The sequence below is a fragment of the Pseudomonas citronellolis genome, assembly GCF_029335315.1.
Classification (GTDB): Bacteria; Pseudomonadota; Gammaproteobacteria; order Pseudomonadales; family Pseudomonadaceae; genus Pseudomonas; species Pseudomonas citronellolis_A.
Map to the genome: position 1 here is coordinate 47,382 of NZ_JARJLT010000201.1, position 21,489 is coordinate 68,870.

General features: G+C 62.9%; 20 protein-coding genes and 1 pseudogene. 10 read left to right on the forward strand and 11 right to left on the reverse strand.

Annotated features, from left to right (window positions below; translation table 11 throughout):
* Positions 1–5: 5 nt before the first annotated feature.
* From P3W75_RS15805 to P3W75_RS15845, 9 genes are all read right to left on the reverse strand, one after another.
* Entirely contained in the window at positions 6–1,589 is a 1,584-nt protein-coding gene (locus P3W75_RS15805; protein ID WP_116825775.1) for a phytoene desaturase family protein, read from the reverse strand.
* A gap of 44 nt (positions 1,590–1,633) precedes the next feature.
* The gene (locus P3W75_RS15810; protein ID WP_043158259.1) at positions 1,634–2,554 is read right to left on the reverse strand and encodes a VOC family protein; all 921 of its coding nucleotides are present in this window, start codon (positions 2,552–2,554) and stop codon (positions 1,634–1,636) included.
* Between the two features lie 69 nt (positions 2,555–2,623).
* A complete protein-coding gene (locus P3W75_RS15815; protein ID WP_043158260.1) occupies positions 2,624–3,931 on the reverse strand; it encodes an amidohydrolase family protein in 1,308 nt (435 codons plus the stop codon).
* 52 nt (positions 3,932–3,983) lie between these two features.
* Positions 3,984–4,559: a 3-phenylpropionate/cinnamic acid dioxygenase subunit beta gene (locus P3W75_RS15820; RefSeq protein ID WP_004350362.1), complete on the reverse strand. Its 576-nt coding sequence runs from the start codon at positions 4,557–4,559 to the stop codon at positions 3,984–3,986.
* A gap of 74 nt (positions 4,560–4,633) precedes the next feature.
* Positions 4,634–6,031 carry an aromatic ring-hydroxylating dioxygenase subunit alpha gene (locus P3W75_RS15825; RefSeq protein WP_043158261.1) on the reverse strand — a complete coding sequence of 466 codons (1,398 nt, stop codon included), beginning with the start codon at positions 6,029–6,031 and terminating at the stop codon, positions 4,634–4,636.
* Between the two features lie 310 nt (positions 6,032–6,341).
* On the reverse strand, positions 6,342–7,517 hold the full coding sequence (locus tag P3W75_RS15830) for an MFS transporter (protein ID WP_276228278.1): 1,176 nt from the start codon (positions 7,515–7,517) through the stop codon (positions 6,342–6,344).
* A 110-nt stretch (positions 7,518–7,627) separates the two neighbouring features.
* Positions 7,628–8,863, reverse strand: coding sequence for an NAD(P)/FAD-dependent oxidoreductase (locus P3W75_RS15835; protein WP_043158263.1), 1,236 nt, complete (start codon positions 8,861–8,863; stop codon positions 7,628–7,630).
* 13 nt (positions 8,864–8,876) lie between these two features.
* A complete protein-coding gene (locus P3W75_RS15840) occupies positions 8,877–9,197 on the reverse strand; it encodes a 2Fe-2S iron-sulfur cluster-binding protein (RefSeq protein WP_033970204.1) in 321 nt (106 codons plus the stop codon).
* A gap of 23 nt (positions 9,198–9,220) precedes the next feature.
* Positions 9,221–10,489, reverse strand: a complete 1,269-nt coding sequence (locus tag P3W75_RS15845; protein ID WP_043158265.1) for an MFS transporter — start codon at positions 10,487–10,489, stop codon at positions 9,221–9,223.
* 747 nt (positions 10,490–11,236) lie between these two features.
* Here P3W75_RS15845 and P3W75_RS31910 point away from each other — a divergent pair.
* The 8 genes and pseudogenes from P3W75_RS31910 to P3W75_RS15880 form a co-directional block, all read left to right on the forward strand.
* Positions 11,237–11,386: pseudogene (locus P3W75_RS31910) on the forward strand (hypothetical protein); the annotation flags it as partial.
* A 201-nt stretch (positions 11,387–11,587) separates the two neighbouring features.
* Positions 11,588–12,328, forward strand: a complete 741-nt coding sequence (locus P3W75_RS31915; protein WP_369811733.1) for a methyl-accepting chemotaxis protein — start codon at positions 11,588–11,590, stop codon at positions 12,326–12,328.
* Positions 12,329–12,535: 207 nt separating this feature from the next.
* Positions 12,536–12,772: a ferredoxin gene (locus tag P3W75_RS15855; RefSeq protein ID WP_043158269.1), complete on the forward strand. Its 237-nt coding sequence runs from the start codon at positions 12,536–12,538 to the stop codon at positions 12,770–12,772.
* A gap of 38 nt (positions 12,773–12,810) precedes the next feature.
* Positions 12,811–13,572, forward strand: a complete 762-nt coding sequence (locus P3W75_RS15860; RefSeq protein WP_033970209.1) for an SDR family NAD(P)-dependent oxidoreductase — start codon at positions 12,811–12,813, stop codon at positions 13,570–13,572.
* A 48-nt stretch (positions 13,573–13,620) separates the two neighbouring features.
* On the forward strand, positions 13,621–14,565 hold the full coding sequence (locus P3W75_RS15865) for a VOC family protein (protein ID WP_043158270.1): 945 nt from the start codon (positions 13,621–13,623) through the stop codon (positions 14,563–14,565).
* A 2-nt stretch (positions 14,566–14,567) separates the two neighbouring features.
* Complete coding sequence (locus P3W75_RS15870) at positions 14,568–15,452, forward strand: fumarylacetoacetate hydrolase family protein (protein ID WP_043158272.1); 885 nt, start codon at positions 14,568–14,570, stop codon at positions 15,450–15,452.
* A complete protein-coding gene (locus tag P3W75_RS15875) occupies positions 15,449–17,071 on the forward strand; it encodes an MFS transporter (RefSeq protein WP_043158274.1) in 1,623 nt (540 codons plus the stop codon). Before P3W75_RS15870 ends, P3W75_RS15875 begins: the two co-directional genes overlap by 4 nt.
* 79 nt (positions 17,072–17,150) lie before the next feature.
* Positions 17,151–17,942 (forward strand): IclR family transcriptional regulator, encoded by a 792-nt coding sequence (locus tag P3W75_RS15880; RefSeq protein ID WP_043158277.1) that lies wholly within the window; start codon positions 17,151–17,153, stop codon positions 17,940–17,942.
* 19 nt (positions 17,943–17,961) lie between these two features.
* Here P3W75_RS15880 and P3W75_RS15885 read toward each other — a convergent pair whose 3' ends face one another.
* Positions 17,962–19,152, reverse strand: coding sequence for a thiolase family protein (locus P3W75_RS15885; RefSeq protein WP_043158280.1), 1,191 nt, complete (start codon positions 19,150–19,152; stop codon positions 17,962–17,964).
* Positions 19,152–19,550 carry a Zn-ribbon domain-containing OB-fold protein gene (locus P3W75_RS15890; RefSeq protein WP_033970215.1) on the reverse strand — a complete coding sequence of 133 codons (399 nt, stop codon included), beginning with the start codon at positions 19,548–19,550 and terminating at the stop codon, positions 19,152–19,154. The genes P3W75_RS15885 and P3W75_RS15890 overlap by 1 nt, the downstream gene beginning before the upstream one ends.
* A 137-nt stretch (positions 19,551–19,687) precedes the next feature.
* Here P3W75_RS15890 and P3W75_RS15895 point away from each other — a divergent pair, with 137 nt between their 5' ends.
* Together P3W75_RS15895 and P3W75_RS15900 are read left to right on the forward strand one after the other, a co-directional pair.
* Positions 19,688–20,389, forward strand: a complete 702-nt coding sequence (locus tag P3W75_RS15895) for an SDR family NAD(P)-dependent oxidoreductase (protein ID WP_043158283.1) — start codon at positions 19,688–19,690, stop codon at positions 20,387–20,389.
* A 43-nt stretch (positions 20,390–20,432) separates the two neighbouring features.
* Complete coding sequence (locus tag P3W75_RS15900; protein WP_043158284.1) at positions 20,433–21,434, forward strand: fumarylacetoacetate hydrolase family protein; 1,002 nt, start codon at positions 20,433–20,435, stop codon at positions 21,432–21,434.
* Positions 21,435–21,489 lie beyond the last annotated feature (55 nt).

Below are 21,489 nucleotides of genomic sequence, written 5' to 3' on the forward strand. Positions count from 1 at the left end.
GGTGGTCAGGCACCGACCAGTTCGTCGAAATCCAGGCCGGACTCATCCAGCAGCACCCGTGCCACGTTGCGCCCGGAGGCGGCGGTGACACCGCCGCCGGGGTGGGTGCTGGCGCCAGCCAGGTACAGGCCGTCCACTGGCGACTTGTACTGGGCGTAGCCGGGGGCTGGGCGGTTACCGGCGATCTGCCAGGAGTAGGAGCCGAAGTGCAGAATATCGGCGCCGATCATGGCGTTGTTGTGGCGTTCGATGTCCAGCGGGGTCATCCACGAGAAGCCGAGGATGTTGTCGTCGTCCATGTTGGTGGTGAGCTTACGCAAGTCGTCGAGAAAAGCGTGGGCTACCTCTTCGCCGATCGCGTCCCAGCGCTGGGCGCCGCCCTTGAGGTGGTAGGGGCAGAAGGCATACATGTTGAGCACGCGCTTGCCTTCCGGGGCGCGGGTCTTGTCGTAGGTGTCCTGGGTCACGTAGGCGATGAAGTCGCGGCGCGGGATGCCGTATTCCAGGTCGCGGAAGGCGCGGGAGAATTCCTCGGGGTCGGAATGCGAGCGCTCCACCCAGAAGAAGTCGTCCACCGCTGGGCCGACCTTGTAGCGCGGTGCCTCGCGCAGCGCAACATGCATGTTGAACGGCTGGAAGCTGCTGTGCTTGAGGGTGCGGATGCGCTGCTCGAAGCCTTCGGGCAATTCGCAGCCGGGGACCATGGCGGGGAACACCTGTTTGGCGTGCAGGGTGGAGATCACGCCCTGGCGAGCGAGGATTTCCTCGCCGCTGTCGAGGATCACGCCGCTCGCCTTGCCGCCGTCGATCTTGAACTGTTTGATCGGCGCCTGGGTGCGTACCTCGCCGCCGTGGTGTTCCAGGCAGGCATGCAGGGCGTCGGCGAAGGCCCCGGAACCGCCGACCGGGATGCCCACGCCGTACCGGTGCATCAGCGGCAGGATGATGTAGAAGCCGAAACCGGTGCCGTTGTCGAACGGGTTCATCATCGCCTCGGAGGCGTAGCGGGCCAGGGCGATCTTGACCTTGTCGTTCTCGAACCATTCGCTGATGTAGTCCCAGGCGCTCATAGCCTGGGTGCGCATCAGTTCCTGGCCGACCTGGCTCTGTTCCATCATCAGCGCCTGGTGCGACGCGCTCGGCGGCGTGTTGAACATGCCCATGACCAGCATGTCGAGGTTCTGGAACACCTGGTGGTTGAAGCGGCGGTAGGCATCGGCGTCGCGCTCGGAAAACTTGGCGATGGCTTGGCAGGTGCGCTCCAGGTCGGTGTAGAACTCCAGGGTGCTGCCGTCGTCGTAGAAGATCGCGGTCATCTTGTCGGGGTTGATGTACTTCAGGCCGAACTTCGCCTTCAGCTCCAGTTCGTCGTTGCGCAGCAGCGGGTTAGCCTGCAGCAGGGTATGCGCCACCGAGCAGACGTCGTGCTTGAAGCCGGGAATGGTCAGCTCGCGGGTCATGACCCCGCCGCCGACCTTGTCGTTCTTCTCCACCACGCACACACTGCGCCCGGCCTTGGCCAGGTAGCAGGCGGCGACCAGGCCATTGTGGCCGCCGCCGGCGATGACGATGTCATAGATCTTGCTCATCTTTTTGTCCTTTTTCTGTCGATGTTGGTGCTGGATTCGCGTGTTCAGTCGTCGGGGTAGCGTTCCACGGGCATGACGCTCGGGCCAAGGATCGGGCCGACCCGTTCATGGCCCCAGACGCTCAGGTGCTCGGGGTTTAGCTCGAAGCCGTCGTGGTGCCAGGGCTGCAGTTCGTGGATGCACTCCACGGCGAACCCGGACGGGCTGAAGTGGTAGAAGGAAACGTGCGGGTCCTGGCTGTGCTGGCCGAGGGTCATCTGCATCGGCAGCGCGCGCTGGCGCACGATGTCGTAGGTTTCGCCGAGGTCGCGCAGGCTTTTGACGAACAGGCCGATATGCTGCACGCCCTTCATGCCGGGCGCATGGCCGAAGGCGATGTCATGGCTGGTCTTGTCGTTCAGCTTGGCGCGGAAGAAGCCGGTGCGGCCCTTGCCGGCGCCGGCGCCGTACCAGTGGAAGCCCATCAGCTCGATGAAGAAGGCTTCCAGGTCCGGGCCGTAGTCCGGCGTCATCAGGACGATATGGCCGACGCCGCGCTCGTCGGCGACGAAACCGCCGTGCGGGCGGCCGGGAACGAACGAGCGCGGCGTCCATTTCTGTCCGTAGAAGAGTTCGTGCTGGTAGCCCGCCGGGCAGCGGAAGCGAACCAGTTCGCGCACCCCGCGGATCTCGCGCAGAGCCGCGTCGCTGACTTCCAGGGCCACGCCGGCTGCGCGAAAGCGCGCCACGGCGGCGTCGAAGGCCTGCCGCCCGCGGGCCTCCCAGCCGATGTAGGCGATGCGGTCGGTGGGGCCGGGGTGAAAGGCGATGCGGTGCCGACGGTCGTCGCTGCGCAGGTACAGGGAGTCGGGGTCGCCCGCCGCGGCGTTGCCCAGGCCCAGGCCGAGCACCTGCGGTGCGTACTCGCGCCAGGCGTCCAGGTTCGGGCTTTCGAAGCCCAGGTAGCCAATGCCGATGATGTCCATGCTGGCCTCTTGTGATTGTCTTGAGCCGCCCCCTCCCGGCCTTTGCCCGGGAGGGGGCCATGGCCTTGCCTACAGCGCGGTCTGGGCGTCCGCCTGGGCGAACATCGCATTGATGTCGCCGGAGGTCACCGGCTTGCCTTTCTCACGCTTGGGCGCCGCACCGCCCATGCCCAGTGCGGGCTCGATATTGACGTGCGTGGCCTGGGCGCGCAGGGCGCCGACCGTGCAGTTGTCGCGGCCGAGCAGGGCGAACGGGTCGTAGGAGAACTCGCGCATGGCGTTGAGGTGGGTGACCTTGTGGATGGTCTCCTTGGGCAGCTTGCGCAGGCTTTCCCAGGCCACCTCCGGCGAATTCGGCCAGGTGCAGTCGGAGTGCGGGTAGTCGCATTCCCAGGTGACCATGTCCTCGCCCACGTCCGGCAGGTTGCGCAGGCCGAAATCGTCCTCGATGAAGCAGGTGATGATGTGCTTGCGGAAGATGTCGCTGGGCTTCTTGCCGCCGAAGTCGGCGTTGGTCCAGGCGTGGTGGTGGCGGTGGGTGAAGTCGGCGCGTTCCAGCAGGTAGGGGATCCAGCCGATGCCGCCTTCGGAGAGGGCCATGCGCAGGTCGGGGAACTTCTTCCACATCGGCGCCCAGATCCAGTCGGCCGCCGAGTTGGCGATGGAGATCGGCATGGAGGTGATCCAGGCATCGATCGGCGACAGCTCGGAGGCGTGCTCGGCCTTGATGCCGGTGCCGATGTGGCAGCAGATCACCACCTTGTTGTCGGCGCAGGCTTTCCACAGCGGGTCCCAGTAGTCGCTGTGGATCGACGGGAAGCCGTGCAGCGCCGGGTTGTCGGACAGCGACAGGGCATGCACGCCGAGTCTGGCCAGGCGCGTGACCTCGGCGGCGGCGGCCTGCATGTCCCACCAGGGTACCAGCATCAGCGGGATGAAACGTCCCGGCGCGACGTTGCACCAGTCGTGCAGGTGCCAGTCGTTGTAGGCCTGGATCGCCGCCAGGGACACGGCGCGATCCTCATGTACCTGGAAGCGCTGGCCGGCGAAGCCGGGGAAGGTCGGGAAGCAGATCGAGCCAAGGATGCCGTTGGCGCTCATGTCGTCGACGCGGGCCTTTATGTCCCAGGTGCCGCGGCGCATGTGCTCGTAGCCCAGCGGCTCCATGCCGTACTCTTCCTTGGGCCGGCCGACTACGGAATTGAGACCCATGTAGCCGGTGGCCTGGCCTTCGAATACCCAGACGTCGCGACCGCCGTGCTGCTCGACGCGCGGCTGGCGGCCCTTGAAGCGTGCCGGCATGTGGCGGTCGAAGGCGCCGGCCGGTTCGATGGCGTGGTCATCCACGCTGACGAGGATCATGTCTTCGAGTTGCATTGTCGTTCTCCGTGGTTGGCCGCAGCAGCGGCCTTTACCCCTGTCGGGTCGATCAAAGGAAAATGCCGAGGTTCGGGGTGCCGATCACCGCCTGGTCCAGCAGGATTTCGCGCCGCGCCAGTTTCAGCTGGCCGTTCTCGCGGCGCAGGATGTCGTGGCGTTCGCAGGGGATCAGGTCGAAGTCGTCGAAGTCGAAGCGGCTGCGGGTCACCAGCAGGTAGCTCAGCACCTTGTATTCGTCGGCCTTGTCGGTGCCGAACACGCGGACGTTGCTGACCAGGCGCCGGGTGCGCGAGGGTGGGTCCTCACCCCAGGCGCTGCGGGTGTCGGTGATGCGCATGATGCGCACCATCAGCGAGCCATGGCTCTCGTGCAGGTGCTGGACGTTGCGCACCACGGTCTGCTGTTGCTGGCGATTGGGACGGGTGAGGCGCAGTGGGGCGTTGTACTCGATATCCAGGGTCAGGGTTTCGCTCCACTGCTTGAGTTGCAGGGTGTCCAGCAGCTCCGCCTCGTCGTAGAGGAAGTCGACGATTTCGCTGTGCAGCGGGCTGCCGCTGGCGATGCGCTTGCTGCGGTCGGTCGGCGGAAGGGGCGTGGGCGCGAGCAGGGTCTGTAAGTCGTTCATGGCGATCTCCGTGAGGCTGTGCGTGCCGTCGGCCGCGCTACGCAGCCGGGCAGGGTGTACGAGGGGCAGGGTGGTCAGGCCGTCATCAGCGCGTGCCAGTATTTCCACCATTGCCACTGGGTATCGTCCTTGGTGAAGCCCTCGCCGACATGACCGGGGCCGGGCCAGTCGGCGGGCTTGGCGTCGTCCTCGTACAAGGCCTGATACTTGAGGGTGATGGCCTCGCTCATCGCTCCCTTGGCCGCCAGGGTCATGTGTGGCCAGGTATCGGAGTCATCCTGCTCGACCATCCCGGAGGTGCCGAGCAACTGGATCGACTGGCGCAGCATGCGCGCCTTGATTTCCGGCGGGGTGTCCTTCTCGGCGAGGATCCAGTTGACGAATTCCAGCTTGTCCGGCCCCTTGGGGATATAGGCGTGCAGGGCCATGGCGCCGAGCACGGTGCCGTCCGGCTGCGGCAGGTAGATGAATTCGAACAGGCCATTGGGGAAGAAGTTGCCCACCTGTGGCGGCCGCCAGCTCATGACGTGCAACTGCTCCGGGCTGAAGCGCTTGAGCAGCTCGGGGACCATTTCCCGGGTGATGCCCGGTGGCGGCAGCAAGGTGAGTTTTTCCTCGGCACTCATGGTGGACGGGTCGCGCCCGGTGAGGCGCTGGATCTTGCGGTCCAGTTCGATGCAGCGCATGGTGTGGCCGTGTTCGGTCCAGACTTCAACGCCATACATTTCCGGGCTGAGGTCGCCGCCCTTGCCTTCGGCATCCGGCTTCTTTGCATAGGGACCGACCTCGCCCAGCCAGCGGTGCAGGGTCAGGGTGTGGAAGCCGTCCGAGGCGGATTGCTCGCATGCAGTCTTCCAGTTGGCACGGATGATGAAGCGCTGCGGCGGGCCGAGCACTTCCATGCCGGCGGTGGTGCGGCACCATAGGGTGTCGAAATACCACTTGGCATCGCCGAGGAAGTCCTCGAAGGACGGGCCGTTGATGTTCCAGGTGGCGAAGATCAGGCCGCCATAGACGGACACGCGGGCCTTGTGCAGGCCGAGTTCGGCCTTCGTGCGCATCTTACCGTGCATGCATTCCTTCTCCACCGGCGCGGCGATGAAGTCACCGTTGGGGCGGAATGTCCAGCCATGGTAGATGCACACATGGGCGGCGGCATTGCCGCCGTCGACGGTGGAGATCTTCATGCCACGGTGCGGGCAGACGTTAAGCGAGACGTGGATCTGCTCGTCGCTGGAGCGGGCGACGATCACCGAGTCGGAGCCCATGTCGCGGACGATGAAGTCGCCCTTGTTCGGAATCTCTGTCTCGTGGCCGAGGAAGACCCAGGTCCTGGCGAAGATTTTCTTCATCTCCAGGGCATAAAGCTCGGGGTCGGACAGCGTCCGCATCTTCACTTCATGTTTTTCCAGATCAATCAGGTCCGAAATCCTCGTGCCGTCGCTCAGTGCCGGGTTGGTAGTACTGGTCATAGTCGGTCTTCGCTCTTGTTGTTTTATATGAACAAAAAATAGATTTATGTTCATTTGCGAGCCGATTATCTGCCCCGTGGAGGGCTTCTGAATTGATCTGGGTCAACGACTGCTCAGGGCTGAAAACCACCGGTCAGGCACGATGCTACTCCGCTGGATAGCCTTGCAGGTCTTTGGAATCGGGCTTATGGAGGCGTGTGCGGCAGATTCGCCGACGGCCGGGGCGCTGGCTGCAGAATGCAGGTTTCGATTTTTATGGGCAGTATTATTTAAATTGTTCAGTTAGTTTTCGGCCGCCAGCGTCCACGCTTCACCGGCCGGAGCGCTGGCCCAGGCACAGCACCAGGGTAAGGCCGAGGGTCGAGAGCAGGGCCGAGCAGAAGAAAATCCATGACAGGCCGAAATGCGCGGCCACCAGGCCCATCAGTGGGCCGGCCAGCCCTACGGTCAGGTCGAAGAACAGCGACAGCGTGCTCAGGGCCGAATTGCGGTTGTTCTCCGGCGTGCGCGCTAGGGTTTCCACCCCCAGCCCCGGATAGACCCAGGACACGCCCAGACCGGTCAGCGCCGAGCCGAGGATCGCCACCAGGGGCGTAGGCGCCAGCCACACGAGTAGCAGCCCCAGGGTTTGTACCATCAGGCAGAACGTGACCACCCGGTAGCCGCCGAAGCGCGGTAGTGCATTGGGCGACGCCAGCCGGGCGCAGATGAAGGCGATGCCGAAGGCGCTCAGGCAATAGGCCGCGTTGTTCCAGTCCTGACTGTCGAAGTACAGGGCGACGAAGGCGGTCAGGCTGCCGAAGCCCACCGAACTGCAGGCGACGGCCAGGCCGTTGGGCAGCACCGCGAGGAACACGCTGTGGAACGGCAGGCGTATGCCCGGCAGCAACGGTGCCGGCGGTCGGCTCCGGGCGAACAGCAGGGGCAGCAAGCCGAGCAGGGTGATGCCGAAGCCGATGCCGGCGAGCCCCAACTGGTCCCGTACCAGAACGCCGAGCGGCGCGCCGAGGGCGGTTCCGCCGTAGGCGGCGATGCCATTCCAGGACATCACCTGTGCGGTGCGCGACGTACCATGCAGGCCGATGGCCCAAGTGCAGCAGGGCGTGGAGATCAGCGCCGAAGAGATGCCCTGGAGGATGCGCCCGGTGATCAGCAGCGCCAGGCCGACACCCAGGGGCAGCGGCAGGATGATCGCCAGGGCCGTCAGCAGGCCGCTGCCGGTCAGCACGGCCAGTCCGGTCATGACCGTGCGCTTGGCGCCATGGGTGTCGGCAAGCAGGCCGGCCAGTGGGCGCGACAGTAGGGTCGTCAGGTATTGCGTGCCGATCACCAGGCCAACCATGGCGCTGCTGAATCCCAGGGTATTCAGGACGTGGCCGGGCAACACGGCCAGGGGGAGTCCGTTGGCGATGTAGGAGGCGAAATTGAAGCAGACGATCGAAGCGATCGACAGGCCGGTGGGAAGCGATTGGCTGCGGGCGTTCATCAGGTGTCGCCTTGAGCGGACGGGAGTGCGGACAGGCCCGGTCGCAGGAAGCGGGATTGGCCGTGGCGCTGGTTGACGCCGCGCCCGGCGGTGGGCGCGGCGGTGGTCGTTCAGTCGCGGTTGGCGGCTTCCCAGGCCTTGAGCTCGAAGCCTTCGGCGGCGGCCTCGGCGGCGCTCAGCTGCGGCGGGCGGGAGAGAATCTTGCGCGCGGCCATGTGGTCGCCCGGTCGGTTGCAAGACTCCACCGCGACCAACTGGTCGTCACGGAAGCACAGTACCGAGAGTTGCTGGGTTTCCGGCGAGCCGAGGATGACGGTGCTGTCGTAGCCGGTGGAGAGCCCGGCGATCTGCAGCTTGAGGTTGCCCTGGTCGGTCCAGAACCAGGGCAACGCACTGTACGGGACCGGCTTGCCGAGCAGCCGAGCGGCCACATTGCGTGCCTGGTCGGCGGCGTTCTGCACGGATTCCAGGCGAGTCGGTTGCTCGCCGTTCTGCAGGCAGGGGAAGCAGGCGACGTCGCCGAGAGCGGAGATGTGCGGATCGGAGGTCAGCAGATTGGCGTCCACGCGGATGCCGTTCTCGATGGTCAGACCCGCCTCGCTGGCCAATTGGGTGTTGGGAATCACGCCGATGCCGAAAACTACCAGGTCGGCCGGCAGTCTGCGTCCGTCTGAGGTCTCGACGCCGCTGACCTTGCCATCCTTGCCGTCGATGCGGGTCAGGCCCTGGCGGAAGTCGAACTTTACGCCCCAGGACTCATGCGCCTGGCGGAACAGTTGGGACATCTCCGTCGAAACAGCGCGCGCCATCGGCCGATCGCCAAGCTCCAGCACGTGCACGCTGGCGCCGAGTTCGGCGGCTACCGCAGCGAATTCCAGTCCGATGAAGCCGGCGCCGACTACCACCACACTGCTGGCTGCCTTGGCCAGGGGGGCGAGGGCGTCGGCATCCTGTTTGGTCTTGACGCCGTAAACGCCCTGCAGCTCGGCGCCGGGCACCGGCAGTGGGCGGTTGTGCGCACCGGTTGCCAGCACCAGGTGATCGTAGGCGACCGCCTCGCCGGATGCGAACAGCACGCGACGGTTCTGTCGGTCGATGGCAGTGGCCTGGTCGTGGCGCAGGTCTATGCGTTGCTTAACGAAGAAATCGGCGGGGCGGAACAGCAGGGCATTCTCGGTGATCTTGCCGAGCAGGTAGGCCTTGGACAGCGGCGGGCGCTGGTACGGCAGGCCCGGCTCATCGCCGATCAGGGTGATGGTGCCGTCATACCCTTCTTGTCGCAGCGAGGCGGCAACCTGGAAACCGGCCTGTCCGGCGCCGACGATGACTACTGAGGCGAGTGACATGGAAACCTCTTCTTCAGAATTGCGACGCGGGCAGGCGCAGCACCATGCCGTCGAGCTCTTCGCTGATGAATACCTGGCAGGTCAGGCGGCTGTTGTCGCGGCGCTCGACGGCGCAATCGAGCATGTCGTTCTCGGTGCTGTCCATCGGTGGCAGACGTTCCAGCCAGGTTTCGTCTACGTAGGCATGGCAGGTGGCGCAGGCGCAGGCGCCGCCACAATCGGCGGGGATGCCGGGCACGGAGGCAAAGGTGGCGGCCTGCATGGCCGATTGGCCAACGTCTGCGTTGACCTGGTGTTCGGTACCGTTGTGTTCGATGAACGTCAGTGTGGGCATGGTGTTCTCCTGGAATGTTCGGATCAGGGATGGGCCGCGAGCGGTGTCGCGACAAAGCGCGGAACGCGGCCGAGAGTCAGCAAGAGCAGGGGACCGACCAGGCTGCAGGCCAGGGTGTAGGTCAGCATGGCCGAGTAGGAGTCGGTGCGGCTGAGCAGGAAGGCGAACAGCAGCGGGGCAAGGGCAGAGGCCACGGTATTCAGGCCTTGATGCACGCCGAACAGCCGTCCGTACTCGCGTACACCGAAGTAGCGCGCGATCAGGAAGGCGGCGATGTCGAACTCGGCGCCGGCGCCGAAGCCGACCAGGATCGCCGCCAGCAGCAATGGTGTGAACTCGACGGTGCCGCTGAGGTAGATCAGGCAGCCGATGGCTGGCAGGGCCAGGCTGACGGCGGATACCAGCGGCGGCCACATGCGATCGATCAGGTAGCCGATGAGCAGACGGCCGAAGATCAGGGCGATGCCGAAGCCGCTGAAGATCAGGTTGGCATCGCTGGCTGATAGGCCCTTGCTCTGCAGCATCGGCACGGTGCTGGTGACCATGCCGACGATCGACGAGATCACCAGGCCCAGAGCCAGGTTGCAGGTCCAGAATTTCCTCGAGCGCATTCCTTCGCGAAAGCTCATGCCGGGCAGGTCCAGCAGTTCCCTGGCATGCCCCTGGCTGCTTTGCGTCGTGCTGGCGGAGAGCCTGAACCACAGCAGGGTCAGCGGCAGCAGGACCAGCAGATTGAGCTGGGCGAGGATGACGAAGGCCGCGCGCCAGTCCCATTGTTCGATGCCCCAGGACAGCAGGCGCGGGACGACCGCCGCGGTCAAGCCGGTACCGGACAGGCCGATAGCTAGGGCCAGCCCGCGATTGCGGTCGTACCAGAGGCTGAGCAACTGGGTCCAGGTTACCGCCAGCGCCCCCATGCCGATCAAAGGCAGGACAGCGAAAGCTAGGTATAGCGACCAGATCGATCCGTTCAACTGAGTGGTAGCTAGGTAGCCCAGAGACAGCAGGGTCAGCGAGATGACTGTCACCCGCTTCATGCCGTAGCGCAAGTTGAACCAGCCAACCAGTTGCAGCGAGATTACCGCGCCACCGAAGAGGAAAGTTATCGCCGCCTGAAGGTCGCTCTTGTTCCACCCGAATGCCGCTTCCAGCGGTACTACCAGGGTACCGAACCCATAGAGCAGGGCAGCATTGATGCTGACAGCAACCCCAACCACGGATAGCAGCAGGATACGCCATCCCCGTTTGAACTCGGTGAAGTCGATAGCCGCTTCGTTTCGGGCGGTAGACATGCTTTGGCGTCCTTTATTGATTTTGTAGGGCCGGGTCTCGAGCAGGTAAGGCTTTTGTTTGATGTTATGAACATAAATGTTAATACTGTGCAAATAGTATGGCGGGGCAGCGGGCCTGTCCAGCTATCTTCCATAACAACAAGAACGGTGAGTGCCATGATGTTTCTGAGAGGGCTGTCGATCGGCGCCAAGCTTCTCGTACTTCCAGGGTTGTTCGTCCTGTCGCTACTGATCGTGTCGGGGATGGCCTATCGGGGGCTGCTCAAGCAGCACGCCGTGATCGAGGAAATCGACCACCTGCGCTTCCATCAGTATCGCCAGGTGCTCGAAACCTCCTCGGCTTCGCAGGCGGCGATGGTGGGCGCCTATGCTGCGGTAGTGCGGATCCTCGAGTCGAATGGCTCGGCCTCCAGGGAGGAGCTGGAGTCCTATCTCGAGGATATGCAAGACAGTATCGATGACTTGCAGGCAGGGATGGGCAAACTGGCTCAGGAGACCCGCCTGGGCGACGAGGAGAAAGCGCTCTATCGAGCCGTGGAAGATCAGGCTGGAGTGGTCGGCGAAAGCTTGTCTGACTTCAAACGCACGGCCGTTGATGATCAGTTGCAGGCGGCGGCGTTGCTGGGGCGAATACGTGCCGAATACAACGGTTTGCAGGGGCAGTTCAACCGCTTGCTGGGGGTGCAGGCGGAGTTGACCTCCAATGCCTTCGTCGAGGCTGGCGACTTGCAGCGGCAGTTGTCCAGGATGCTGATTGTTGTCCTCGTTGCAGCTAGCGTTCTGGCCCTGTTTGTCAGTCTGCTGTTGCGTCGACAGATTGTTCGAGCCATTCGGGAAATTGAGCAGGCTTCCGTGAGGTTGCGCGATGGCGACCTGACCATCCGTGTGCGAGTAATGGGGCGTGACGAGATAGCCCATACTGCGCAGGCTTTCAACGAGCTGATTGACAGCTTTCAGCAGGCAATGCGGCAGGTCACCAACGTGGCAGTGTCAGTTGGTGCCTCAGCGGAACAGTTGGTGGATGCCTCCGCACAGGTGGCTGAGAGCTCCACTGCGCAGGTCGATGCTGTGGGCGCGGTATCGCTGACTATCGGGCAGATGAGTGACGGTATAGCGACTATTTCCAGTCATGCGGAAAACTTGCGCAGTTCGGCGGAGGCGAGCCTGCATGGGGCGGAGAATGGTCATCTGGCGCTGTCACGCTTGCTCGAGAAGATCGACAGCGTGCGTCACGCGTTCTTAGAGATACGCGGATCGGTAGGCGACTTCGTGGAAAGCACCGCGGCCATCACTGCGAGCATTACTCAGGTCAAGGGCCTGTCGGCACAAACAAACCTGCTGGCCCTCAATGCGGCTATCGAAGCTGCGCGCGCCGGCGAAAGTGGACGTGGATTCAGCGTGGTGGCGGACGAGGTACGCAGCCTGGCGCAACGCTCCGCCGTGGCGGCCAACTCGATCAACGAGCTGACCTCGAAGCTGGAGGGGCAGTCTGAAGTGGTGGACGAAGCCTTGCGCGCTGGCACTGTGGCGCTGGAGGACAGCAGCAGGCTGCTGGCTGACCTGGAGTCCACGTTACAGCAGGCTGCGGAATTGGTGGGGGATTCCACTCGTGGGGTTGAACAGATTGCCGATGCGGTCCGCGTGCAGAACGCCGGTGGACAGAACGTGGCTCTGAATGTCGAGCGCATTGCGCGCATGGCGGGAGAGGGGGATGCAATTGCCCATAGTGTCTCCAGTGCCGTTATTTCTCTACGAGGACTCTCCGAGGAGTTGACCTTGGCGGTAGGTCGCTTCCGCTTTCAAGGAGAGACGGAGGCGGTCGACTGCATCTTGGTTTGATCTTGTGCGGGAGCAGCGATTGTGTTTGCCCTTCTGTTGCCGACGGATCGGCGGCAATTGGCCGGTTTTGGCGGTCTGCGGGATCGGTCGCAGCTATTCGAGGCGAGATGGCTTTGGTTTTCTTGGGGGTGAAACGGGCATTTGTTTACAAAATTTAGAAAAGTGTTCATTATTTTTACGTCTGCCTGGATGGATAAGGAGAATAAGATGAGTTCCGACAAGGCCCGATTCGAGGTTGTGGTCGAGCGCAGCCGCTGCTGTGGCTACGGTCTCTGCGCTGCGATCTGTCCCAGCATCTATAAGCTGGATGCCGATGGCTTAGTTTACGTCGATAACAAGGCTGTTCCCGTCGAGCTGGAGGACGAGGCGCGAGAGGGCGCCGAAGCTTGTCCGGCCGAAGCCATCTGGCTCGAAGAGATCAAGCCCGAGGGGCGACAGCGGTAGCCGATCCGAGAAAATCAGAATAAGAAATGGAGCATGTAATGACTGGGCGTCTTGAAGGTAAAGTCGCGCTGATCACCGGAACTGGCGGTGGCCAGGGTAGGGCGGCGGCGCTGCGCTTCGCCCGCGAGGGCGCTATTGTCGTGGGCTGCGACTTTAATGGTGCAGCGCACGAGGAAACCGCCACTCTGCTAAGCGCTCAGGGACTTCGTTTGCATGGTCGAGCGTCCGTCGACCTCGGTGACCATGAGCAGGCCAGGGCTTGGGTCGAGGCGGCCGTCGTTGAGCATGGTGGCATCGATATCTTGTACAACAATGCATCGGCGGCTCGCTTCGGCAAGGTCAATGAACTGTCTGTCGAGGATTGGCATTACACCATTCGCAACGAGATCGACCTGCTGTTCTATACCACCAAGTACGCCTGGAACCATCTGGCCGAGCGGCGTGGAGTCATTATCAATGTTTCTTCCACAGCAGCCTGGGGCGGCTCCAAGGTCGCGGGAATTTCCGCGCATGCCGCAGCGAAGGGAGCGGTGGTGTCCTTTACTCGGCAACTGGCTGTCGAAGGGGCTCCCCTGGGGATTCGCGCCGTTAGTCTAAGTCCGGGCTTCATCGCTACCCCGGGAACCTCGGAGTTCCTGGAGAATCCGGTGGCGCGAGCGGCGCTTCTCGATGGTGTCCTGATGGATCGTCCTGGCGAGCCGGAGGAAGTGGTCGCCCTGGCGTTGTTCCTGGCATCCGGCGAGGCTTCCTTCGTAACCGGGTCTGATTTCGTCATCGATGGTGGTCTGCTGGCTATCTAGCTAGGCACAACAGTTCCTCCCAAGACATTCGAACAAGAAGGTGAAGGCATGGATATCATCGGCATCGGTTACATGGGGTTCGAGACCGCGAACCTTGACGCCTGGCGCGAATATGGCCCGCAGGTCATGGGCTTCGGCGTTGGCAAGTCGCCGGACAGCGATCTGGAGTCGTTATATTTCAGGATCGACGACCGGCGGCACCGCTTTGCCTTTCATCCCGGCAGGGTGGATCGCCTTGCCTATATCGGTTGGGAGGCGGTTGGACGCATGGCCTTCGAGGCCGGTCTGAGGAAGCTCGAGGCTGCGGGAGTTGAGTTCGTCCGTGGCGATACGGCGTTTTGCGAGCTGCGTGGGGTGCGTGAAGTAGTACGTTTCCGCGATCCGGTGGGTTACCAGTACGAGCTGTTCTACGGACAGAAGTGGACGCCGCGCTCTTTCATTCCCGGTCGACCGCATACCGGTTTCCTGGCCGATGAACGTGGTGCTGGACACGTAGTGGTGATCACCCCGGAATACACCCCGGAGCTAGAGCGCTTCCTGCTTGATGTGATGGGCTTCCACTGGTATGGAGCCGGCGCCGGCAAGGGCCGAACCGGCTTCTTCCGCGCCAAGCTGAACGACAAGACCAGCCATGACATTGCCTACGGCCACGGTCCAGGGCGCATGGGGGTGCAGCATGTCGGTCTGTTCGTGCGCAATGTGCGGGATGTGGGGGAAACCTACGATATCGTGCGCAAGCGTGAACTGCCGATGATGATGACTCTTGGCCAGCACAGCCAGGATCCGCATCTGTCCTTCTACCACTTCACCCCCTCCGGCTTTGCCTTCGAGACCATAGCCGAGATTGAGCCGTGGCAGGGCGATCCCTATGAGCTCAACCCCGAGACTCTGAGTCTATGGGGCCATGAGATGGTTGGTCCGATCCTTGGGCCGAGCGTGCGTACCCCCGAGGAAGTACTGGACGCTGAGTACCTAGCCGGCAAGAAGCGCTGAGCTTGCGCCTGGCTAGGGTGGAGGTGGGCGGTGAGGTATTCTGGGGGTTGCTCGATCCGGATCTGCAGCACCTTCGTCGCGTTCGCGAGCCATTCGCTGCTTGGGCGCAGGCGATCGGCCAGGGGGGCTGGATCAACCTAGGACTCGATGATGAACGCCTTGCGCTGTCGGCGTGCCGTTTGCTGCCGCCCTTGGAACCGGGGGCGCGTGTTTTTGGCGTGGGCTTGAACTATCGCAGCCATCTTGAGCGTCTTGGCAGTTCGCCTCCGGCTCATCCACTGGCCTACTTGAAGTCGGATTCCGCGCTGGTGGGGGCGTACGACGAAATAGCCTATCCGGCCCTGACCGGACAGCTCGACTATGAGGTCGAGTTGGTCGCTGTGGTTGCCCGGCCGCTAGGCGAGGAAGCGCAGGCCAGCGCTTGCCTGCTCGGCTACACGGTCGGCAATGACATCAGTGCGCGGGATGCGGGGAGGCGTATCGGTCGCCTCGACCTGCTAACCCAGAAATCCATGGATCGCACTACACCGATCGGTCCCTGGATCGTCACTCTCGACGAATTAGGCGGCATCGGACAGCCTGAGTTGGAGATGGGGCTGGAGGTCAACGGTGAGCCGCGCCAGAGGGACAATACTCGGCAGATGATCTTCCCGGTGGACGAATTGCTCAATTACCTCGATGCGCGTATCAGCTTGCGGCCGGGCGACCTAGTGTTCACCGGCTCGACTCACGGTGTGGGCCTGGAGGACGGTCGCTTCCTCGCGTCGGGGGATTTGGTCGAGGCGCGTATCGGCGGGATCGGCGAGCTGCGCAACCGGGTTGGCCGCCAGCGTAGACTGCCTGCTGCGCGAAGTGCTGGGCGGCTGGGCAGGCCCGACGGCGAATGAGTATGGACAGGCAGGCCAACGTTGCTTTGGCAGGGGCGGAACACTCTTCGTTCTGGGCGCCCTTGCGTCATGGGCTGTTCGTCAGCCTTTGGCTAGCCTGCGCGCTTGCCAACCTAGCGATCTGGATGCAGACCGTGGGGGCAGCTTGGATCATGACCCAGCTATCGGCATCACCCCTGATGGTTTCCCTGGTGCAGACAGCCATTACCCTGCCTGTCTTCCTGTTCGGTTTGCCGGGCGGGGTGCTCGCTGACCGCATGGATCCGCGCCGTCTGTTGCTTCTCACCCAGGCGGTCATCTTGGTGGCGGCCGCAGCGCTCTGCCTGCTGGATTGGGTGGGACTGCTGGGGGCCTGGTCGCTGCTGCTGTTCACATTCCTGCTGGGGGGCGGCAGCGCCTTGGGTATGGCGGCCTGGATGGTGACTGTGGTCGGAGTCATCCCGCGTGAGCAGGTGCCGGCGGCGGTCGCTCTCAATGGTATTTCCATCAATGCCACTCGGGCCCTGGGGCCAGCTCTGGCCGGCCTACTGATCGTCTGGTGGACCAGTGCCGCAGTATTTCTGGTCATCGCACTGTGCATGGCAGCAGTGCTCGTATTCATCTACCGTCTGCCGGCTCGCGTCCATGCCGACGGCTTACCACCTGAAACCTTAGCCGGCGGCATGCGCAGCGGCCTGCGCTACATCCGCCACTCGACGGTTCTGTCTAGCGCGCTCAGGCAGGTATTCGTGTTCACCAGTTGCGCCAGCGCGCTATGGGCGCTGATGCCGCTGGTAGCCAAGGAGGAGTTGCACATGGACGCAGGTGGCTATGGACTGCTGATGGCGTTTATGGGGACTGGCGCAGTCCTTGCTGCGCTCGGCCTGACCAGCGTCTATCGGCGTTTTGCTCTGCGACGGTTGATCGATATCGGGGCCCTCGCCTTTGCCGTGGCGACCCTGGCGGCGGCGCTGTCGCGCAGCCAGGTGGTGATCTGCGCCACGCTTCTGCTGGCCGGCATGGGCTGGATGGCGGTGAACGCGACCATCTCCACCGTGGTACAGACTTATGCTGCGAACTGGGTGCGAGCACGTGTCGCCTCGGTATACCTCCTGGTGCTGATGGGCTCGATGGCCCTTGGTGGTGCCCTGTGGGGGGCTATCACGCAATACCTGGGCTTGCAGCAAAGTCTGCTGCTATCGGCATCGAGCATCTTCCTGGGCTTGTTCCTGACTCGTAGCGGGGCCATCGAGATGGGCCGCGAAGCTGACTTTGCCGATGCCCTGCAGACGGATAAGCCGATGCTGGTCGCTGAGGGCGTCGACCACGGCGACGGGCCGGTGTGCATTGAGGTCGGCTACCAGGTGGATGCTGCCGGACGTGAGGCGTTCCTGCGTGTGGTTTATGCCGTCGGCCAGACGCGACGGCGTAATGGTGCGCGGAATTGGCGCTTGTACCGTGATCTAGAGGAGCCCAACCGCTACGTAGAGCGCTTCATCGTCGAGTCGTGGCTGGATTACCTGCGGCAGTGCGGGCGCATGACCCGGGGGGACGTGGCGCAGGCAGTATTGCTTTCGCCTTTTCGCGAGGACCGATCGATCCGACGCTATATCAATCAAGCACCGGTAAAGGGTGTCTAGAAATCTCTATATTAAATTTGCTGGCCGATAGTGTTCTCGTTATAGAATTGATCGGCTGAAAATAATAGAGAACGCTCCTATGGAAAGCCCAGAGCTCACGGAAGCAGGCAGTAGTCGCAAGGGTGCCAGCGTCACGGTGAAACCGGTCGCTAACGCGATTCGCATTCTCCGCCATTTGAGTCAAAGCGGGGCGCCGGAGCGTTCGGTGGACATCGCCCGGCGCCTGTCGATCAACCCCAGCACCTGCTTCAATATCTTGCGTACCTTGTTCATGGAAGATGTGATCGATTTCAACCCGATGTCCAAGCGCTATTCGGCCGGCCTGGGACTGGCCCGCCTGGTTGGGCAACTGGTTACCCAAGGGCAGCGTGTGCAATTGGTTAAGCCGCTGCTACAGGAATTCGCAGCGCGCATGCAGGTAACCATCACCCTTTGGCGGCGCATGGGGGCGGATCGTATAGTCATCGTCAGCTCGGCGGCCAGTCCTGCCGATGTGCGCATCGACATGGCCGAGGGGCAGCGCTTTCCGATGCTGATGGGCGCCAGCGGTCGGCTGTTCTCGACCCAGTTGGACCTGGACACGCCGGCATTCGAGGATGTCTACCATCGGATACGCTGGGCGCGTCCCTTGCCAATCGAGATCTATCGCGAGGAGGTTCACCTAGCCGCGGAACGGGGTTGGGCAGTGGACGATGGGTATTTCTCGGTTGGTATCCAGGCAGTCGCTGCGCCAGTGTATTCCCCTGAGGGCACTATCGATTTCACTGTCTCCGCCGTGATGTTCCGCGGCCAGCGAGACGACGAGGGGGTTGGCGAACTGGCTGCCGAGCTGATCGAGTTCTGTGCCGAACTGGCGGGTATTCTGTTCTGATCTCTTGCTGGTGGCCGTGTCAGTCACGGGCCAGCAGCAGGCTGCCGCCCAATGGGCCGCCGCCGGCGGCCACCACAGAGAGTGAATGCGGAGCAGTCTGGCGTCCTCGTGCGCGTCCCCATAACTGCAGACATGCTTCGTGGACATAGCCCAGGCCGTGGGTGCGTCCTCCGGACAGTTGGCCACCGTTGGTATTGAGTGGCAGCTCGCCGTCCAGGGCGATCCTCCCTCCGCCTTCAACAAAGGCGCCGCTTTGTCCCACCGGGCACAGACCCAGGGCTTCCAGCCAGATCATGGTGAGGATCGAAAAGCCGTCGTAGAGTTGAGCCGAGCCGACATCAGCCGGCGTGTAGTCGGTGCGCGCCCACATCATCCGGGCAACGTCGAAGGCTGCCATCTCAGTCAGGGAGATCTGGTCCCAGGACCACGGCTGGTTCAGTGCGGCACCGATGGCCTCTATGCGAATCGGAGTATTGCGCGTGTCCCGTGCGGCATCGCGGCGCGACAGGACGATGGCGGTGGAGGCATCGCAATGCACGTCACAGTCGTACATGCGTAGGGGCGTGGAGATCATCCGCGATTGCAAATAGTCGTCCATCGTCATCGGTGTGCGGTAGATGGCCTTAGGATTGCGCGCAGCATTGCGCCGGCAGGTCAACGCGATCTGCGCGAGCTGTTCGGGGCGCGTGCCATAGTCGTGGAAATGGCGCTGCGCGTAGAGGGCCATCAGGTTGATGCCGGACATGACATTGAAGGGCGTCAGCCATTGCCAGGCGTAGCTGCTATCACGTCCCTGGGTCTTGTTGGTCAGCGCTCCCGCCTGCTTGTTGTGCTGGCGCGCCGAAGCCTCGGTGATGGTACGGAAAACCAGGACGTGGCGGCAAAGACCGGCGGCGATGGCCATCGTTCCGTTGATCACCCCGGCCAATGGGCCGGGCCCCTCGTAGCCGGCGCCGAACCAATTGACGTTCAACCCCAAGGCGCTTTTCAGGGCGCTGGGGCCGACCGGCGAGAAGGGATCGCCATTGTTGTTGTCGCCCGGCCAGCAGGCGACGCCGTCGATCTCATGGCGCTCCAGGCCAGCATCGGCAATGGCTTCCAGGCAGGCATCAAGGGTCAGTCGCATGGCCGACTTGCTGGAAGGTCGGGCCACCTCGGACTGACCGATGCCAGTGATGGCGACCTCTTTTTCGTAGCGATGAGGGAGCATCATTGATCCTTCTCGAACAGAGGGAGCCAGACATCCTCGACGTGGAGGAAGCTGACCCGTACAGGCATGTCGATCCGCACTTGGAGCGGGTCCATCCCAATTACATTGCTGACGAAACGCAGGCCCTGCTGCTCGACCAGCTCGATGATGGCGACGGCGTAGGGCACTTCCAGGTCAGCGACCCAAGGCTGGTAGTTGAGGGTGTAGCTCAGCACCTTGCCTTTTCCTGATACCGCACGAGGTGCGACGTCCAGGCTCGCGCAGCGGGGGCAGATTGGCCCGGGCGGGTGGAAATAGTGCGTGCAGCCATGACAGTGGTGGATCAACAGTCGACCGTGCTCGCCACCTTGCCAGAAGGCGCGGTTATCAGCGTTGAGGGCGGGCAGTTTTCTGATCATTCGCGCAACCTGAGAGCACTGGTTTGGGTGTATGCGTGCTAATAATTGCACATATTTTTTAAAAGTGTCATATATTTGTGCGGGGCTATGCGCTAGCCATATAGCTCGCCATCTAACAACAAGAGGATCCTTTTGCCATGTCCCGGCCTTTGCAAGACAAGACAATCATCGTCACCGGCGGCTTCGGTGCCCTCGGCGGGGCCGTGGGCCGCCTGCTGCTGGAGCGCGGTGCGCAGGTTGCTCTGCTCGATCGCACCGAAGTTCCAGCTAGTCTGGGCGATGTTTCTGGGGTTCTGCCCTTGGGCGGCGTCGACCTGACCTCTGCCGAGTCGGCGCGGTTTGCCGTGGCCCGGGTGGTGGAGCGCTTCGGACATCTCGACGGCCTAGTCAACGTCGCTGGCGGGTTCGCCTGGGAATCATTCGAGGATGGTGCTTTGGATACTTGGGATCGCCTGTATCAGATCAACCTTCGTACGGCTCTAGTCAGCAGCCAGGCTGCGCTGCCCTATTTGCTTGCTGCCGCATCCGGACGCATCGTCAACATTGGTGCTCTAGCATCCCTGAAGGCGGGCCTGGGCATGGGCGCGTATGCCGCCTCTAAATCCGGAGTGGCACGCCTCACTGAGGCGCTGGCTGAAGAGTTAAAAGACCGTGGGGTCACCGTCAATGCTGTACTGCCAAGCATCATCGACACCCCAGCGAATCGCGCAGCCATGCCGGACGCCGATGCCAGTCGTTGGGTAACGCCGGGAGCTTTGGCCAGAGTGATTGCGTTCCTGCTCTCGGACGACGCCACACCTATCACGGGTGCCTGCCTGCCCGTATCTGGTCGGGTATGACGCCCGTGACCTTCTGCTGCTCTTCGACTGGAGTACAAAAGTCATGAGATTGGTAACCTTTACCGACGGCAACAGGGGCGCACGTGCCGGTGCCTTGCTGGAGCACGACCAGATCGTCCTGGACCTACAGGCCGCCTGCCAGGTCCGGTATGGAAATGAGCGTCCCGAGTTGGCCAGCGTGCTGGCGCTGGTCGAGGCCGGAGAGGAGGGGTTGGCTCTTGCCCGTTCGATGGTGGAGCTGGTTCCTGCAAGAGCTGTGCGTGCCCGGGCGGCGGTGAAGCTGCACGCACCGATTCAGCCGCCGCCGCAAATGCGCGACTGCTCCTGTTTCGAGCTACACCTGCGGCAGAGCTTTGCCGCAGCACGCCGGGCTCGCGCGCTGCGGACGCCAGACCCTGAGGCTACGCTCAAAGCGATGAATGCACGTGCCGACGAGCGCGTCATCGAAACCTTCAACCGCCAACCCATCTACTACAAATGCAACCGCTTCGCGGTCATCGGTACTGACGACGAATTCCAATGGCCGAGTTTCAGCAAGGCACTCGACTTCGAGCTGGAGTTCGGCTGCTACATCGGCAAGCGTGGTAAGGACATCAGTCGCGATGCAGCTCGCTCGCACATCGTCGGCTACACCATCTTCAACGATATGAGCGCCCGCGACGCCCAGGCTGCGGAGATGCCCGGCATGCTTGGCCCAGCCAAGAGCAAGGACTTCGATACGGCGAACATCATGGGGCCATGCCTGGTGACGGCTGATGAGTTGGGCGACCCCTACGATCTGGAAATGGTCGCGAAGGTGAACGGCGAGGAGTGGGGGCGTGGCAACACTCGTGATATGCGCTGGTCCTTCGAGGACGTCATCGCCCATGTGTCGCGTTCGGAAACGCTCTATCCCGGGGAGTTCCTCGGCTCCGGCACGGTCGGCAACGGCTGTGGCCTGGAGCAATTGCGCTATCTGAATCCTGGCGATCTGGTCGAACTGGCTGTGGAGGGAATTGGTGTGCTGCGCACCCGGGTGGGGTGCGCGGAGCAAAGGGGGGGCTGATGTGTCTCAAGCCGCAGCTCTGTTGGCACGTCATATCCCAGTATTTTGTCTTGCG